Raw genomic sequence first — 16,536 nt, 5'->3', positions numbered from 1 at the left:
TTTCAGAATCTCCAGATAAAGAACAGTGCCAGTGTTCGGTTTAAGGTCTCCGGCGGGGAGCGGATTCACCTGCCACTGGCAGCAGGCGGCACCTCACAGAAGACCGGCTTGTTTTCTCAGCGCTTTTACTTCGCGCGCGACGTGATGATCGCGTCGGCCACGTTCTTGGGCGCTTCGCTGTAGTGCTTGAACTCCATCGTGTACGTGGCGCGGCCCTGCGACATCGAGCGCAGCGTGGTCGAGTAGCCAAACATCTCCGACAGCGGCACCTCGGCCTTGATGGCCTTGCCACCGCCCGGCATGTCGTCCATGCCCTGCACCATGCCGCGACGGGACGACAGGTCGCCCATGACGTTGCCGGCGTAGTCTTCCGGTGTCTCGACTTCCACGGCCATCATCGGCTCGAGGATGACCGGCGAGGCCTTGCGGCAGCCGTCCTTGAAGCCCAGCGACGCGGCCATCTTGAAGGCGTTCTCGTTCGAGTCGACCTCGTGGTACGAACCGAAGGTCAGCGTGACCTTCACGTCCACCACCGGGAAGCCCGCGAGCACGCCGTTCGGCAGCGAATCTTCGACGCCCTTCTTGACCGCCGGGATGAACTCGCGCGGCACCACGCCACCCTTGATGGCGTCGACGAACTCGAAACCCTTGCCTGGCTCCTGCGGCTCGATCTTCAGCACGACGTGGCCGTACTGGCCCTTGCCGCCCGACTGGCGAACGAACTTGCCTTCGATGTCCGACACCGGCTTGCGGATGGTTTCGCGGTAGGCAACCTGCGGCTTGCCGACGTTGGCCTCTACGCCGAACTCGCGCTTCATGCGATCGACGATGATTTCCAGGTGCAGCTCGCCCATGCCGGAGATGATGGTCTGGCCGGACTCTTCATCGGTGCGCACGCGGAACGACGGGTCTTCCTGAGCCAGACGACCCAGGGCGATGCCCATCTTCTCCTGGTCGGCCTTGGTCTTGGGCTCAACGGCCTGCGAGATCACCGGCTCGGGGAAGATCATCTTCTCGAGCGTGATGATCGCGTCCGGATCGCACAGCGTCTCGCCCGTGGTCACTTCCTTCAGGCCCACGCAGGCCGCGATGTCGCCGGCCAGGATCTCCTTGATCTCTTCGCGCTGGTTGGCATGCATCTGCAGGATCCGCCCGATGCGCTCCTTCTTGCCTCGGATCGGGTTGAAAACCGAATCACCGGACTTCAGCACACCCGAATAGACGCGCACGAAGGTGAGTTGGCCGACGTAGGGGTCGGTCATCAGCTTGAAAGCCAGCGCGGCGAACTTCTCGTCATCGGCCGCACGACGAACCACTTCCTTGTCGTCGTCGTCATGGCCGGGAACCGGGGGAATGTCGATCGGCGACGGCATGAAGTCGATCACGCCGTCGAGCATGCGCTGCACGCCCTTGTTCTTGAAGGCGGTGCCACAGAACATCGGCTGGATCTCGGCGGCGATCGTGCGCGTGCGGATGCCGAACTTGATCTCCGCCTCGGTCAGTTCGCCCGATTCGAGATACTTGTTCATCAGCTCTTCGCTGGCCTCGGCCGCAGCCTCGACCATGTTCTCGCGCCACTTCTGCGACTCGGCCTGCAGGTCAGCGGGGATGTCCTCGTAGTTGAACTTCATGCCCTGGGAGGCTTCATCCCAGATGATCGCCTTCATCTTGATGAGGTCGATCACACCGGTGAAGTTCTCCTCGGCACCGATCGGCAGCACGATGGGCACCGGGTTCGCCTTCAGGCGAACCTTCATCTGGTCATAGACCTTGTAGAAGTTCGCACCGGTGCGGTCCATCTTGTTGACAAACGCCAGGCGCGGCACCTTGTACTTGTTGGCCTGGCGCCAGACCGTCTCCGACTGCGGCTGCACGCCGCCCACGGCACAGTAAACCATGCAGGCGCCATCGAGCACACGCATCGAGCGCTCCACCTCGATGGTGAAGTCGACGTGCCCCGGGGTGTCGATGATGTTGATGCGGTGCTCGGGAAAGGCCAGCTCCATGCCCTTCCAGAAACAGGTGGTGGCGGCCGACGTGATCGTGATGCCGCGCTCCTGCTCCTGCTCCATCCAGTCCATGGTCGCCGCACCATCGTGCACTTCACCGATCTTGTGGTTCACGCCGGTGTAGAACAGGATGCGCTCGGTGGTGGTGGTCTTGCCGGCATCGATGTGCGCAGAGATACCGATGTTGCGGTAGCGCTCGATGGGGGTCTTGCGGGCCATGGTGTGACTCCAAATACAGGGGCCGCTCGCGGGTTCGTACAAACCCGAAGAGCGGCCGGGGACCAAAAAGAGACTTAGAAGCGGAAGTGCGAGAACGCCTTGTTGGCTTCGGCCATGCGGTGAACTTCATCGCGCTTCTTCATTGCGCCGCCGCGGCCTTCCGAGGCCTCGAGCAGTTCATTCGCGAGACGCTGGGCCATCGACTTCTCGCTGCGCTTGCGAGCCGACTCCTTGAGCCAGCGCATCGCCAGCGCCATGCGACGAACGGGGCGAACTTCCACGGGAACTTGGTAGTTCGCACCGCCGACACGGCGAGACTTCACTTCGACCATCGGCTTCACGTTGTTCAGCGCGGTGATGAAGACCTCGAGCGGATCACGGTTGGCCTTCTTCTCGACGGTCTCGAGGGCGCCGTAGATGATGCGCTCGGCCACGGCCTTCTTGCCGGATTCCATGATCACGTTCATGAACTTCGAGAGATCGACGTTGCCGAACTTCGGGTCCGGCAGGATCTCGCGCTTGGGTACTTCGCGACGACGGGGCATTTCTCTTCCTTCTGTGCTTCAGTCGGCGCCGTTCGGGCGCCTCGGGCAGCCACACACCGGGGCCACCCACTTACTCGACCCGCCTGCGGCGGGCCATCCGACATCGGCCTCGCGGCCGACGATCCTCTGGCGCAGTCTTACGCCTTCTTCGGGCGCTTCGCGCCGTACTTGGAGCGCGACTGCTTGCGGTCCTTCACACCCTGCAGATCGAGCGAACCGCGCACGATGTGGTAGCGCACGCCCGGCAAGTCCTTGACCCGGCCGCCGCGCACGAGCACCACGCTGTGCTCCTGCAGGTTGTGGCCTTCGCCGCCGATGTACGAGATGACCTCGAACCCGTTGGTCAGGCGCACCTTGGCGACCTTCCGGAGCGCCGAGTTCGGCTTCTTCGGCGTGGTGGTGTAGACGCGCGTGCAGACGCCCCGACGCTGCGGGCCGCCCTGCATCGCAGGCGACTTCGACTTCGTGACCTCGGTCTGGCGACCGTGGCGCACGAGCTGGTTGATGGTTGGCATGGGTAACTTGTTCCCGTTTGAAGTTACTGGTTCAGGTCTTCCGGTGTCATGCGCGACGCCTCCAGACGGAACCAACCCGGGATGCGCGCCTGGGCCCTCGAGCGAGGACGGTTCAGGAAGCGCGGCGCAGGTCGCCCAGCAAAGAGCGCAGCAGAATCTGCCGAAAAGCCTGACAGTATATTCGTGTCGAACATTGCCCGCAAGCAAGAGGGCCTGCCTCCGTCGGTCGCCTCTCCCCCTTCTCCATGACAGCAGCCCCTCCGCCCAGCGCGGTCATCGACACCAATGCGATCTTGGACTGGCTCGTTTTCCAGGACCCGGGCGCTGCCTTCGGGCGGGCAATCGAGTGCGGCACGCTCCGCTGGATCGCCACACCCGCGATGCTGCTCGAGCACCGGCGGCTGTTCGCAAGCCCCAGCCTGAGCGCGTGGTCGCCTGATGTCGCCCGCCTTGAGGCCGCCTGGGCGCGTTGGGCCCAGGTAGACACTGACACCGTCCCGGGCTGTTCGCTGCGCTGCACGGACCCCGACGACCAGATGTTCATCGATCTCGCATTGGCGCGCCACGTCACTTGGCTGTTGACCCGGGATCGGGCGCTGCTCAAGCTGGCACGGCGCGCCGCGCCAACTGGTTTGCGTGTACTCACACCCACTCATTGGCAGGCCAGCATGACCGTCAGCGCCGAGGCTGCCGCTGAAGCTAACCGCCCCACCGCGACGAGCCGCTCATGAAAAAGGGCGGCCGAAGCCGCCCTTGCAGTCGCTGCGCAACCCCAACTACTGCGCCGGGGGCGGCGCCGGCTCCTCGCCCACCACAGCCTCGGCGGTCGTCGCAGGCGCCAGCAGGGCCTGCTCCTCAGCCTCCTGCAGAGCGATCGAGCGGCGTTCGGCGTCGTCCATTTCCTCCTTGGCTTTGCGGGCCCGGTGGAAGGCCAGGCCGGTCCCGGCCGGGATCAGACGGCCGACGATGACGTTCTCCTTCAGACCACGGAGTTCGTCGCGCTTGCCCATGATCGCCGCCTCGGTCAGCACGCGCGTGGTCTCCTGGAACGACGCCGCCGAGATGAACGAGTCGGTCGACAGCGAGGCCTTGGTGATACCCAGCAGCACGTCGGCATGCGTCGCGATCATCTTGCCTTCGGCGCGCATCTTGTCGTTGGTGTCCAGCATCGAGGCGCGCTCGACCTGCTCACCCAGGATGTAGTGCGTGTCGCCCGGGTTGACGATCTGCACGCGGCGCAGCATCTGGCGAACGATCACCTCGATGTGCTTGTCGTTGATCTTCACACCCTGCAGGCGGTAGACGTCCTGCACCTCGTCGACGATGTAGCGCGCCAGCTCCTCGATCCCCAGCAGTCGCAGGATGTCCTGCGGATCGGCCGGGCCGTCGACGATGGACTCGCCCTTGTTGACCACCTGGCCTTCGTGCACCAGGATGTTCTTCTCCTTCGGCACCAGCTCTTCGTAGACCTTGCCGTCCGGGTCGGTGATCTGCAGGCGCACCTTGCCCTTGGTCTCCTTGCCGAACGACACGGTCCCGGTCATCTCGGCCAGGGTGCCCTTGTCCTTGGGCGTGCGGGCCTCGAACAGCTCGGCCACCCGCGGCAGACCGCCGGTGATGTCGCGCGTCTTCTGGCCTTCGACCGGGATGCGGGCCAGCACTTCGCCCGGGGCGAGGTCCTGACCGTCGCGGATCTGCACCAGCGAGCCGATCGGGAAACCGATCGTCACCGAGTGGTCGGTACCGGGGATCTTCACCTCGTTCCCGGCTGCGTCGAGCAGCTTCACCTGCGGGCGAACCACCTTGGCTGCGCCACGGCGCTTCGTCGATGACCACCAGCGTCGACAAGCCCGTCACCTCGTCCACCTGCTTGGCGACGGTGACACCCTCTTCCACGTTCTCGAACTTCGCCTTGCCAGCGAACTCGGTGATGATCGGCCGGGTCAGCGGATCCCAGTTGGCCAGCACGGTGCCGGCCTTGACCTGCTGGTCGGCCTTGATGTTGAGCGTCGCGCCATACGGTACCTTGTGGCGTTCGCGCTCTCGGCCGTGCTGATCGGAGATGATGATCTCGCCGGAACGCGAGATCACCACCAATTCGCCCTTGCCGTTGGTCACGTAGCGCATCGTCGCGTTGAAGCCGATGTGACCATCGGACTTCGCCTCGACGCTGGAGGCCACCGCGGCACGCGACGCCGCGCCACCGATGTGGAAGGTGCGCATCGTCAGCTGCGTGCCGGGCTCGCCGATCGACTGCGCGGCGATCACGCCCACCGCCTCGCCGGCGTTCACCAGCCCGCCGCGACCGAGGTCGCGGCCGTAGCACTTGGCGCACAGGCCGAAGCGCGTATGGCAGGTCAACGGCGTGCGGACCTTCACCTCGTCGACGGCAGCCGCCTCGACGATGTCGAGCGTGTCCTCGTCGAGCATCAGTCCGGCCGGCACGACCACCTGCTGGGTCTCTGGATGCAGCACCTCGATGGCCGTCACGCGGCCGAGAATGCGGTCGCGCAGCGACTCGATGACCTCGCCGCCCTCGACCAGCGCGCGCATCGCGATGCCGGCGTCAGTGCCGCAATCGTCCTCGGTCACCACCAGATCCTGTGTGACGTCGACCAGGCGGCGCGTCAGGTAGCCGGAGTTCGCGGTCTTCAGCGCCGTGTCCGCCAAGCCCTTGCGGGCGCCGTGGGTGGAGATGAAGTACTGCAGCACGTTCAGGCCTTCACGGAAGTTCGCCGTGATGGGCGTCTCGATGATCGAGCCGTCCGGCTTGGCCATCAGGCCGCGCATGCCGGCCAACTGGCGGATCTGCGCGGCGGAACCGCGCGCACCGGAGTCGGCCATCATGTAGATGGAGTTGAACGACTCCTGGTCCACCAGCTTGCCGTGACGGTCCTCGACCTTCTGCTTGGACAGCTGGGCCATCATGACCTTGCCGACCTCGTCGCCGGTCTTGCCCCAGATGTCGACGACCTTGTTGTAGCGCTCCCCGGCCGTCACGAGACCCGAGACGTACTGCTGTTCGATCTCCTTGACTTCCTTCTCGGCGCGCTCGATCAGGTCGTGCTTCTGCTTGGGCACCAGCATGTCGTCGATCGAGATCGAAATACCGGCGCGCGTGGCCAGACGGAAGCCGCTCTGCAGCAGCTTGTCGGCCAGCACCACCGTCTCCTTCAGACCGCACTTGCGGAAGGAGGTGTTGATCAGCCGCGAGATCTCCTTCTTCTTCAGCGCCTTGTTGATGTTGGCGAACGGCAGGCCCTTGGGCAGGATCTCCGACAGCAGCGCACGGCCGACCGTGGTGTCGACCAGCTTGGACTCCGGCACGAACTCGCCGCTCTCCTTGTCCTTGGTCCACTCGGTCAGGCGCACGGCGATCTTCGCGGTGATCTCGACCTGGCCGTTGTCGAGCGCGCGCTGCACCTCGACCACGTCGGAGAAGATCAGGCCCTCGCCCTTGGCGTTGATGCGGTCGCGGGTCGCGTAGTACAGACCCAGCACGACGTCCTGCGACGGCACGATCGACGGTTCGCCGTTGGCCGGGAACAGCACGTTGTTGGAGGCCAGCATCAGCGTGCGGGCTTCCATCTGCGCCTCGATCGACAGCGGCACGTGGACGGCCATCTGGTCACCGTCGAAGTCGGCGTTGAACGCCGCGCAGACCAGCGGGTGCAGCTGGATCGCCTTGCCCTCGATCAGCACCGGCTCGAACGCCTGGATGCCCAGGCGGTGCAGCGTCGGCGCGCGGTTCAGCATGACCGGGTGTTCCTTGATGACTTCTTCAAGGATGTCCCAGACCACCGGCGTGCCCGATTCCACTTCCTTCTTCGCCGCCTTGATGGTGGTGGCGATGCCCATGGCTTCCAGGCGCGAGAAGATGAAGGGCTTGAACAGCTCGAGCGCCATCAGCTTGGGCAGGCCGCACTGGTGCAGCTTGAGCGTCGGGCCGACCACGATGACCGAACGGCCCGAGTAGTCGACGCGCTTGCCCAGCAGGTTCTGGCGGAAGCGACCGCTCTTGCCCTTGATCATGTCGGCCAGCGACTTCAGGGCGCGCTTGTTCGCGCCCGTCATCGCCTTGCCGCGGCGGCCGTTGTCGAGCAGCGAGTCCACCGCCTCCTGCAGCATGCGCTTCTCGTTGCGCACGATGATCTCCGGCGCCTTCAGTTCGAGCAGGCGGGCCAGGCGGTTGTTGCGGTTGATGACGCGGCGGTACAGATCGTTCAGGTCGGACGTGGCGAAGCGCCCGCCGTCCAGCGGCACCAGCGGACGCAGGTCCGGCGGCAGCACCGGCAGCACGTTCATCACCATCCACTGCGGCTTGATGCCCGACTTCTTGAAGGCCTCCATCACCTTCAGGCGACGCGAGTTCTTCTTGACCTTGAGCTCGGAGCCAGTCATGTCGCCGCGCAGGCGCTCGATCTCGACGTCGAGGTCGATCTCGGCCAGCAGCTTCTGGATGCCCTCGGCGCCCATCAGCGCGACGAATTCGTCGCCGTGCTGCTGTTTCTTCGCGTCGTAGTCGTCCTCGGTCATGATCGAGAACTTCTTCAGCTCGGTCATGCCCGGGTCGACGACCACGTAGGCCTCGAAGTACAGCACGCGTTCGATGTCACGCAGCGTCATGTCGAGCACCAGGCCCAGGCGCGACGGCAGCGACTTCAGAAACCAGATGTGCGCGCAGGGCGCGGCCAGATCGATGTGGCCCATGCGGTCACGGCGCACCTTGGTCTGGGTGACCTCGACGCCGCATTTCTCGCAGATCACGCCGCGGTGCTTCAGGCGCTTGTACTTGCCGCACAGGCACTCGTAGTCCTTGATCGGTCCGAAGATCTTGGCGCAGAACAAGCCGTCGCGTTCCGGCTTGAAGGTACGGTAGTTGATGGTCTCGGGCTTCTTCACCTCGCCGAACGACCAGCTCCGGATCTTCTCCGGGGACGCCAGGCCGATCTTGATGGCATCGAAATGCTCATCCGGGGTGAACTGCTTGAAAAGGTCGAGTAGTCCCTTCATGCATCTTCTCCTTTAGTTGCGCTCGAGCTCGATGTCGATGCCGAGCGAACGAATTTCCTTCACCAGCACGTTGAACGACTCCGGCATGCCGGCCTCGATCGCGTGCTCGCCCTTGACGATGCTTTCGTACACCTTGGTGCGGCCGTTCACGTCGTCCGACTTCACGGTCAGCATTTCCTGCAGCACATAGCTCGCGCCATAGGCTTCCAGCGCCCAGACTTCCATTTCGCCAAAACGCTGGCCGCCGAACTGCGCCTTGCCGCCCAGCGGCTGCTGCGTGACGAGCGAGTACGGGCCGGTGGAACGCGCATGCATCTTGTCGTCGACCAGGTGGTGCAGCTTCAGCACGTGCATGTAGCCCACGGTGACCGGACGCTCGAAGGCGTCGCCGGTGCGGCCGTCGTGCAGCGTCGCCTGAGTGCGGGTGGCGTTCAGCCCCTTGGCCGCGGCGATCTCGTCCGGATAGGCGAGGTGCATCATCGCGCGGATCTCCTCCTCGGTGGCGCCGTCGAACACCGGCGTCGCGAACGGCACGCCCTGCGCGAGATTGGTCGCCATTTCGGTGATCTCGGCATCGCTGAGGCCGCTCAGGCCCTCCGACTTGCCGCCCGACTTGTTGTACAGCTCGTCGAGGAACTTGCGCACGTCGGCGATCTTTGCCTCCTGCTGGAGCAGGTCGCCGATGCGCTGGCCGATGCCCTTGGCGGCCCAGCCAGGTGCACTTCCAGCACCTGTCCGACGTTCATCCGCGACGGCACGCCCAGCGGGTTGAGCACGATGTCGCACGGCGTGCCGTCGGCCATGTACGGCATGTCCTCGACCGGAACGATCTTGGAGACCACGCCCTTGTTGCCATGGCGGCCAGCCATCTTGTCGCCCGGCTGCAGGCGGCGCTTGACGGCCAGGTAGACCTTGACCATCTTCAGCACGCCGGCCGGCAGTTCGTCGCCCTGCGTCAACTTCTTGCGCTTCTCCTCGAAGGCGAGGTCGAAGCTGTGGCGCGTCTGCTCGAGCGAGTTCTTGATCGACTCGAGCTGGTTGGCGATGTCGTCGTCCGCCGGGCGGATGTCGAACCAATGGTACTTGTCGACGCTCGCCAGGTAGGCCTTGTCGATCGGCGTGCCCTTGGCGAGCTTGTTCGGACCGCCATTGGCCGTCTTGCCGGCCAGCAGCTTCTCGATCCGGTCGAAGGCGTCGGCCTCGACGATGCGCAGCTGGTCGTTCAGGTCCAGGCGGAAGCGCTTGAGCTCGTCGTCGATGATTTGCTGGGCGCGCTTGTCGCGCTGGATGCCTTCGCGGGTGAACACCTGCACATCGATCACGGTGCCGTTGGTGCCCTGGTCCACGCGCAGCGAGGTGTCCTTCACGTCGGACGCCTTCTCGCCGAAGATCGCGCGCAGCAGCTTCTCTTCCGGCGTCAGCGTGGTCTCGCCCTTCGGAGTGACCTTGCCGACCAACACGTCGCCCGGGTTCACCTCGGCGCCGATGTAGACGATGCCCGACTCGTCGAGCCGGCCGAGCTGCTGCTCGGACAGGTTCGGGATGTCGCGGGTGATTTCCTCCGAGCCCAGCTTGGTGTCACGCGCCATCACCACCAGTTCCTCGATGTGGATCGAGGTATAGCGGTCGTCGGCGACCACGCGCTCCGAGATCAGGATCGAGTCCTCGAAGTTGTAGCCGTTCCAGGGCATGAACGCGACCAGCATGTTCTGGCCGAGCGCCAGTTCACCGATGTCGGTCGACGCGCCGTCGGCGATCACGTCGCCGGCACCCACCTGGTCACCGCGCTGGACGATCGGGCGCTGGTGGATGTTGGTGTTCTGATTCGAGCGCTGGTACTTGATCAGGTTGTAGATGTCGACGCCGACCTCGCCCGCCACCGTTTCCGCGTCGTTGACGCGGATCACGATGCGGTTAGTGTCGATGTAGTCGACCACGCCACCGCGCTTGGCCGTGACAACCGTGCCCGAGTCGACCGCCGAGACGCGCTCGACGCCGGTGCCGACGAAGGCCTTCTCGGGGCGCAGCACCGGCACGGCCTGGCGCTGCATGTTCGCGCCCATCAGCGCGCGGTTCGCATCGTCGTGTTCGAGGAAAGGCACCAGCGAGGCCGCCACCGACACGATCTGCGTCGGCGCCACGTCCATGTACTGGATGCGCTCGGGTGAGGTCAGCACAGACTCGCCGCTCTCGCGGGCCGACACCAGCTCGTCGATCAGCTTGCCGTCCTTGTCGAGACCGGCATTGGCCTGCGCGATGACGTACTTGCCTTCCTCGATGGCCGACAGGTAGTCGATCTGGTCGGTGACCTTGCTGTCGATCACGCGGCGGTACGGCGTCTCGAGGAACCCGTACTCGTTGAGCTGGGCGTACAGCGCCAGCGAGTTGATCAGGCCGATGTTCGGACCTTCCGGGGTCTCGATCGGGCAGACGCGGCCGTAATGGGTCGGGTGCACGTCGCGCACCTCGAAACCGGCGCGCTCGCGGGTCAGGCCACCCGGGCCCAGGGCCGAGACGCGACGCTTGTGCGTGATCTCGGACAGCGGGTTGGTCTGGTCCATGAACTGCGACAGCTGGCTCGCCCCGAAGAACTCCTTCAGCGCCGCGGAGATCGGCTTGGAGTTGATCAGGTCGTGCGGCATCAGCGCCTCGGTCTCGGCCTGGCCGAGACGTTCCTTCACGGCCTTCTCGATGCGCGCCAGACCCGAGCGGTACTGGTTCTCGGCCAGCTCACCAACACAGCGCACGCGGCGGTTGCCGAGGTGATCGATGTCATCCACCTCGCCGCGGCCGTTGCGCAGCTCGACCAGGATCTTGACCACGTCGAGGATGTCGTCGTTGGCCAGCACCATGCGGCCTTCGGCGGTGTCACGCCCAACGCGGGCGTTGAACTTCATCCGCCCGACGCGCGACAGGTCGTAGGTGTCCTCGCTGTAGAACAGGCGGTTGAACAAGGCCTGCACCGCGTCCTCGGTCGGCGGCTCGCCGGGGCGCATCATGCGGTAGATCGCCACGCGAGCGGCCAGCTCGTCGGCGGTCTCGTCGGAGGCCAGCGTCTGCGAGATGTACGCGCCCATGTCGAGCTCGTTCGTGTACAGGCACTGGATGTCCTTGATGCCGGCCGTGCGCAGCTTCTTCAGCAGCGAATCGGTCAGTTCGTCGTTGGCCTTCGCGATGATCTCGCCGGTGTCGGCATCGACCATGTTCTTCGCCAGCACGCGGCCGACGAGGAAGTCTTCCGGCACGCTGATGAAGCTGGTGCCCGACGCTTCCAGCGCACGCGTGTGGCGCGCCGTGATGCGCTTGTCCTTCTCGACGATCACGGCACCCGCCTTGTCGGTCAGGTCGAAGCGGGCGATCTCGCCGCGCAGCCGGTCGGCCACGAACTCCATCTGCGCGCCCGAGTCCATCAGGCGGAAGTTGTCGAACACGAAGAAGTTCGCGAGGATCTGCTCCGGGTTCAGGCCGATGGCCTTCAGCAGGATCGTCACCGGCATCTTGCGACGGCGGTCGACGCGGAAGTACAGGATGTCCTTCGGGTCGAACTCGAAGTCCAGCCACGAGCCGCGGTAGGGAATGATGCGGGCGCTGAACAGCAGCTTGCCCGAGCTGTGGGTCTTGCCCTTGTCGTGCTCGAAGAACACGCCCGGCGAGCGATGCAGCTGCGAAACGATCACGCGCTCGGTGCCGTTGACGATGAAGGAGCCGTAGTCGGTCATCAGGGGCACTTCACCCATGTAGACCTCCTGCTCCTTGATCTCCTTGACCACCTTCGACTGCGAGGTCGAGGTTTCGCGGTCATAGATGATCATCTGCAGCTTGGCGCGCACCGCGGCGGCGTAGGTCAGGCCGCGCTGCTGGCATTCCCGCGTGTCGAACGCGGGCTTGGCCATGTTGAACTCGATGTACTTCATCTCCACGAACCCGTTGTGCGAGACGATCGGGAAGGCGGAGAGGAAGGCGGCCTGCAAGCCCTCCGGTTTGCGCTTTTGGGGCGGCACGTCCTTCTGCAGGAAGGCGACGTAGGAATCCTTCTGCATCGTCAGCAGATAGGGCACGCCCAAGACGTTCTCGCGCTTTCCGAAACTCTTCCGGATGCGCTTGCGCTCGGTGTAGCTGTAGGGGGTTGCTTGCGCCATTGATCACTCCGTGTCGAATGAGCGCCGCCCGGCCTAGGCGACACTCTTTCGGCGACTGGCGACGCAGACCTTGCGTCTGCTGCTTGGTGGCTGGCCACTACCAGCCGCTGGCGGACAACCAGGGCATTGCACCCCAGCCCGACCAAACCGGTTCCCTGCAGTCGTTTCAGAGAACACTTGGAAACCCCCAAGGGAGACTTCCAGGTGCTCACGGCCCTCGGAGAAACCCTCGATTATGACCTCGAGGATCTTTCTGACACCCCCCAAGCTAATGAGAGGGATCGCTCCAGGAAGCGCAAAAGGCTGGGGCCGATCCGGCACCCAGCCCCGTGCGCCTCGTCGGATTACTTCAGCTCGGCCTTCGCGCCGGCTTCCACCAGCTTCTTCACAGCCGCTTCGGCGTCGGCCTTGGCCACCGCTTCCTTCACGTTCTTCGGCGCGCCATCGACCAGATCCTTGGCTTCCTTCAGGCCCAGGCCCGTCAGTTCGCGCACGGCCTTGATGACCGACACCTTGTTCGCGCCGGCCTCGAGCAGAACGACGTTGAACTCGGTCTTCTCTTCCACCGCAGCAGCGGCGCCACCACCACCGCCGGCAGCCGGGGCGGCCATCGCGGCGGCGGACACGCCGAACTTCTCTTCGATGGCCTTGACCAGCTCGTTGAGCTCCATCACCGACATGCTGTCGAGGGCGGTCAGGAATGCGTCTTTATCGAATGCCATTTTGGTTCCTAGATATGCGTTGAAATTGAATGAAGATCAGGCGGCGGCAGCCTCGGCGGGCGCGGCTTCCGCCGACCCACCTCGCTGCTCGGCCAGCGCGGCCAGCACGCGCGCGATGCGCGAGACCGGCGACTGCATCAGTCCCAGCAGCTGCGACAGCAGCACTTCCTTGCTCGGGATCGATGCCAGCGCCTTCACGCCCTCGGCGTCCAGGGCCTTGCCGGCATAGGCGCCGGCCTTGATCACCAGCTTGTCGTTGCCCTTGGCGAAGTCCGCGATGACTTTGGCTGCTGCCACGGCGTCTTCGGAGAAGCCGTAGATCAGCGGGCCAGCCATGCTCCCGGCGGCCACTTCGAACGAGGTGCCAGCGACGGCACGGCGAGCGAGCGTGTTCTTCAGCACGTGAAGATAGACGCCCTTCTCGCGCGCCTGCTTGCGCAGCGCGTTCAAGTGTTCCACCGTGAGTCCGCGGTACTCGGCCAGCGCCAGCGTCTGTGCCTTGGCCACCTGGGCCGACACCTGCGCCACGACGGCTTCTTTCTCGTTGCGATTCAGACTCAAGGTCCACTCCTTTGCTTATGCGCCCCGGGCCTTGCGGTCCGCGGCACCCACTTCAGCGACCTTCTGTCCAGGACCCCGCCGATCACGAATCGCTTCGTCCTCGACGGCCATGCCCGTTCAGCGGGATCGCCATCTGCGCTGGCTTCGTCGCCGACCCTTCGGCCGGCGACTCATTTAGGCGGCTCGCGCCGCACCAACGGTCTTTGACGGCCCGCGCCGGATTGCCCCGAGAGGCTCACCGGCACGACCCACCAATTCAGCCGGATCTCGCGCCAGACACTCGCGAGACCCTTGTCCGATGTATCAGCCCTGCGCGGCGGCGTTGATCGACGCCACGTCCACGCGCACGCCGACACCCATGGTCGACGACACCGCGACCTTGCGCAGGTAGATGCCCTTGCTGGTCGCCGGCTTGGCCTTGTTGAGCGCCTCGATCAGCGCCTGCAGGTTGCCCTTGAGCTTGTCGCCGTCGAACGAGCGGCGGCCCAGCGTCGTGTGGATGATCCCGGCCTTGTCGACGCGGAACTGCACCTGGCCGGCCTTGGCGTTCTTCACTGCGGTGGCCACGTCGGGCGTCACGGTACCGACCTTCGGGTTCGGCATCAGGCCGCGCGGGCCCAGAATCTGGCCCAGCGTACCGACGATCCGCATCGTGTCCGGCGACGCGATCACGACATCGAAGTTCAGGTTGCCGGCCTTGACTTGTTCGGCCAGGTCTTCCATGCCGACCACGTCGGCGCCGGCGGCCTTGGCTTCCTCGGCCTTGGCGCCTTGGGCGAACACCGCCACGCGCTTGGTCTTGCCGGTCCCGTTGGGCAGCACGACGGCGCCGCGGACCACCTGGTCTGACTTCTTCGCATCGATGCCGAGTTGCACGGACACGTCGATCGATTCGTCGAACTTCGCGGTCGCGCAGTCACGCACGATCTTGAAGGCGTCGTCGATCGCGTACAGCTTCAGGCTGTCGACCTTGCCCTCGAGGGCCTTCTGGCGTTTGGTGAGCTTGGCCATGTCAGACACCCTCCGTGGTGACGCCCATCGAGCGGGCGGTGCCCGCGATGGTGCGGACCGCAGCGTCCAGGTCGGCCGCCGTCAGGTCCTTGGTCTTGGTCTTGGCGATCTCCTCGAGCTGGGCCCGGGTGATCTTGCCGACCTTGTCGGTGTGCGGCTTGGACGAGCCCTTGTCGAGCTTGATCGCCTTCTTGATCAGCACCGTGGCGGGCGGCGACTTCAGCACGAAGGTGAAGCTCTTGTCCGCGAACGCGGTGATCACCACCGGCAGCACGAGGCCGGGTTCCATCGACTGGGTCTGGGCGTTGAACGCCTTGCAGAACTCCATGATGTTGAGGCCGCGCTGACCCAGCGCGGGACCGATCGGGGGCGACGGATTCGCCTTGCCGGCCGGGATTTGCAGCTTGATGAAGCCGACAATCTTCTTGGCCATGTGTTTCTCCTAGAACCTCCCTCGCGGCCTGCGCTGGAGGTCGAGTGCAAACGCCAGGGACTGGTTACCCGGGCTCCTCACACCGATGTCACGTCACCGGCAGCAACGGATGGCGTCTGGCGCCTGCCTTGCGGCGCGCCGCCCCGCCATCGGGGCTGAATGCATCAGACCTTCTCGACCTCGTGGAAATCCAGTTCCACCGGCGTCGAGCGGCCGAAGATCGTCACCGAGACGCGCACCTTCGACTTGTCGTAGTTGACTTCTTCGATGGCACCGTTGAAGTCGGTGAACGGGCCTTCCTTGACGCGCACCAGTTCGCCCACTTCCCACTCGACCTTGGGGCGCGGCTTCTCGATGCCTTCCTGCATCTGGTGCACGATCTTCATCACCTCGGCCTCGGAAATCGGCGCCGGGCGGTTCTTCGCGCCGCCGACGAAGCCGGTGACCTTGGAGGTGTGCTTCACCAGATGCCAGGACTCATCGTCCATCAGCATCTCGACCAGCACGTAGCCGGGGAAGAAGCGGCGCTCGGTCACGGCCTTCTTGCCGTTCTTCATCTCGACCACTTCCTCGGTCGGGACGAGGATGCGGCCGAACTTGGCCTGCATGCCGGCACGGTCGATGCGTTCGCGCAGGTTGCGTTCGACGGCCTTCTCCATGCCGGAGTAGGCATGCACCACGTACCAGCGCAGCGGGCTGGCGGGTACGGCGTCGGTGGTGGCTGGGGTCTGGACTTCGCTCATGTTCAACCTCGCGCCTTTCAGCGCCTCCAACCCAGGATCAAGTCGTACAGCGCCCACTCCAGGGTCTTGTCGGTCAGCCACAGGAACAGCGCCATCACGAACACGAAGGCGAACACATAGCCCGTCATCTGGATCGCTTCCTTGCGGCTTGGCCACACGACCTTGCGCAGTTCACGGACCGAGTCCCGGCCGAAGCCGGCCAGCGCCTTGCCCGGCTCGGCCGTGAAGAACACGGCCACGCCGGCGACCATCAGTCCCAGCAGCGCGGCCACGCGCAGCCACAGGTCCTGCTTGCCGAGCAGGTAGAACGCGGCGACCGCGGCGACGACCAGCAAGCCCGCGGCGGCGAGCTTGGCCTTGTCAGCGCCGGTGGAAACGGTTTCGACGGTTGGGTTGTTCATCTTGCTTCGGTTCGATCACGAGGGCTGCCCTACAGCAGCAAGGCCCGCGGGGTCCGTAGACTCCCTGCGGGCCGCTGCGCGCCGGCATGTGCGTTCGATTCGATCAGTGCCTGTCGGACTCCGGGCGATGCGTGGCAGGGGCAGAGGGAATCGAACCCCCAACCTTCGGTTTTGGAGACCGACGCTCTGCCAATTGAGCTATACCCCTACGCAACCCTTGAAATG

Annotated in this window: 11 protein-coding genes, 1 tRNA gene and 2 pseudogenes; 2 read left to right on the top strand and 12 right to left on the bottom strand. The window is 64.8% G+C overall.

What is annotated here, in order from left to right; all coding sequences use genetic code 11:
• On the top strand, nt 1-183 hold a 183-nt coding region (locus tag x551_RS26450; RefSeq protein ID WP_216701316.1), incomplete at its 5' end, for a hypothetical protein.
• Here x551_RS26450 and fusA read toward each other — a convergent pair.
• The 3 genes from fusA to rpsL form a co-directional block, all read right to left on the bottom strand.
• Nucleotides 126-2,228 carry an elongation factor G gene (gene fusA, locus x551_RS10550; RefSeq protein WP_011831020.1) on the bottom strand — a complete coding sequence of 701 codons (2,103 nt, stop codon included), beginning with the start codon at nt 2,226-2,228 and terminating at the stop codon, nt 126-128. The genes x551_RS26450 and fusA overlap by 58 nt on opposite strands.
• A 74-nt stretch (nt 2,229-2,302) precedes the next feature.
• On the bottom strand, nt 2,303-2,773 hold the full coding sequence (gene rpsG, locus x551_RS10545) for a 30S ribosomal protein S7 (RefSeq protein WP_011831021.1): 471 nt from the start codon (nt 2,771-2,773) through the stop codon (nt 2,303-2,305).
• A gap of 137 nt (nt 2,774-2,910) precedes the next feature.
• Nucleotides 2,911-3,288 carry a 30S ribosomal protein S12 gene (gene rpsL, locus x551_RS10540; RefSeq protein ID WP_011831022.1) on the bottom strand — a complete coding sequence of 126 codons (378 nt, stop codon included), beginning with the start codon at nt 3,286-3,288 and terminating at the stop codon, nt 2,911-2,913.
• A gap of 245 nt (nt 3,289-3,533) precedes the next feature.
• Between rpsL and x551_RS10535 the strand changes: the two genes are divergently transcribed.
• A complete protein-coding gene (locus tag x551_RS10535) occupies nt 3,534-4,019 on the top strand; it encodes a PIN domain-containing protein (RefSeq protein WP_081771294.1) in 486 nt (161 codons plus the stop codon).
• Nucleotides 4,020-4,064: 45 nt separating this feature from the next.
• Here x551_RS10535 and rpoC read toward each other — a convergent pair.
• The 9 genes and pseudogenes from rpoC to x551_RS10490 form a co-directional block, all read right to left on the bottom strand.
• Nucleotides 4,065-8,301, bottom strand: a pseudogene (gene rpoC, locus x551_RS10530) (DNA-directed RNA polymerase subunit beta').
• 12 nt (nt 8,302-8,313) lie between these two features.
• Nucleotides 8,314-12,440, bottom strand: a pseudogene (gene rpoB / locus x551_RS10525) (DNA-directed RNA polymerase subunit beta).
• Between the two features lie 344 nt (nt 12,441-12,784).
• On the bottom strand, nt 12,785-13,162 hold the full coding sequence (gene rplL, locus x551_RS10520) for a 50S ribosomal protein L7/L12 (RefSeq protein ID WP_011831026.1): 378 nt from the start codon (nt 13,160-13,162) through the stop codon (nt 12,785-12,787).
• Nucleotides 13,163-13,198: 36 nt separating this feature from the next.
• Nucleotides 13,199-13,723: a 50S ribosomal protein L10 gene (rplJ, locus tag x551_RS10515; protein ID WP_011831027.1), complete on the bottom strand. Its 525-nt coding sequence runs from the start codon at nt 13,721-13,723 to the stop codon at nt 13,199-13,201.
• 303 nt (nt 13,724-14,026) lie between these two features.
• The gene (gene rplA / locus x551_RS10510; RefSeq protein WP_011831028.1) at nt 14,027-14,734 is read right to left on the bottom strand and encodes a 50S ribosomal protein L1; all 708 of its coding nucleotides are present in this window, start codon (nt 14,732-14,734) and stop codon (nt 14,027-14,029) included.
• Between the two features lies 1 nt (nt 14,735).
• Complete coding sequence (rplK, locus tag x551_RS10505; RefSeq protein ID WP_011831029.1) at nt 14,736-15,167, bottom strand: 50S ribosomal protein L11; 432 nt, start codon at nt 15,165-15,167, stop codon at nt 14,736-14,738.
• Between the two features lie 164 nt (nt 15,168-15,331).
• A complete protein-coding gene (gene nusG / locus x551_RS10500) occupies nt 15,332-15,910 on the bottom strand; it encodes a transcription termination/antitermination protein NusG (RefSeq protein WP_011831030.1) in 579 nt (192 codons plus the stop codon).
• Between the two features lie 17 nt (nt 15,911-15,927).
• Nucleotides 15,928-16,311, bottom strand: a complete 384-nt coding sequence (gene secE / locus x551_RS10495; protein WP_011831031.1) for a preprotein translocase subunit SecE — start codon at nt 16,309-16,311, stop codon at nt 15,928-15,930.
• A 132-nt stretch (nt 16,312-16,443) separates the two neighbouring features.
• Nucleotides 16,444-16,519 (bottom strand) — tRNA-Trp (locus tag x551_RS10490).
• Between the last annotated feature and the right edge of the window lie 17 nt (nt 16,520-16,536).

The organism is Methylibium sp. T29, assembly GCF_000576205.1.
Lineage (GTDB): Bacteria > Pseudomonadota > Gammaproteobacteria > Burkholderiales > Burkholderiaceae_C > Methylibium > Methylibium petroleiphilum.
Note: the sequence above shows the minus strand (reverse complement) of the source record. Positions and strands in the feature narration are given on the sequence as shown.

Coding starts and splice junctions, on each gene's coding strand:
- fusA (WP_011831020.1), bottom strand. CDS start 2,228: ATGGCCCGCAAGACCCCCATCGAGCGCTACCGCAACATCGGTATCTCT.
- rpsG (WP_011831021.1), bottom strand. CDS start 2,773: ATGCCCCGTCGTCGCGAAGTACCCAAGCGCGAGATCCTGCCGGACCCG.
- rpsL (WP_011831022.1), bottom strand. CDS start 3,288: ATGCCAACCATCAACCAGCTCGTGCGCCACGGTCGCCAGACCGAGGTC.
- x551_RS10535 (WP_081771294.1), top strand. CDS start 3,534: ATGACAGCAGCCCCTCCGCCCAGCGCGGTCATCGACACCAATGCGATC.
- rplL (WP_011831026.1), bottom strand. CDS start 13,162: ATGGCATTCGATAAAGACGCATTCCTGACCGCCCTCGACAGCATGTCG.
- rplA (WP_011831028.1), bottom strand. CDS start 14,734: ATGGCCAAGCTCACCAAACGCCAGAAGGCCCTCGAGGGCAAGGTCGAC.
- rplK (WP_011831029.1), bottom strand. CDS start 15,167: ATGGCCAAGAAGATTGTCGGCTTCATCAAGCTGCAAATCCCGGCCGGC.
- nusG (WP_011831030.1), bottom strand. CDS start 15,910: ATGAGCGAAGTCCAGACCCCAGCCACCACCGACGCCGTACCCGCCAGC.
- secE (WP_011831031.1), bottom strand. CDS start 16,311: ATGAACAACCCAACCGTCGAAACCGTTTCCACCGGCGCTGACAAGGCC.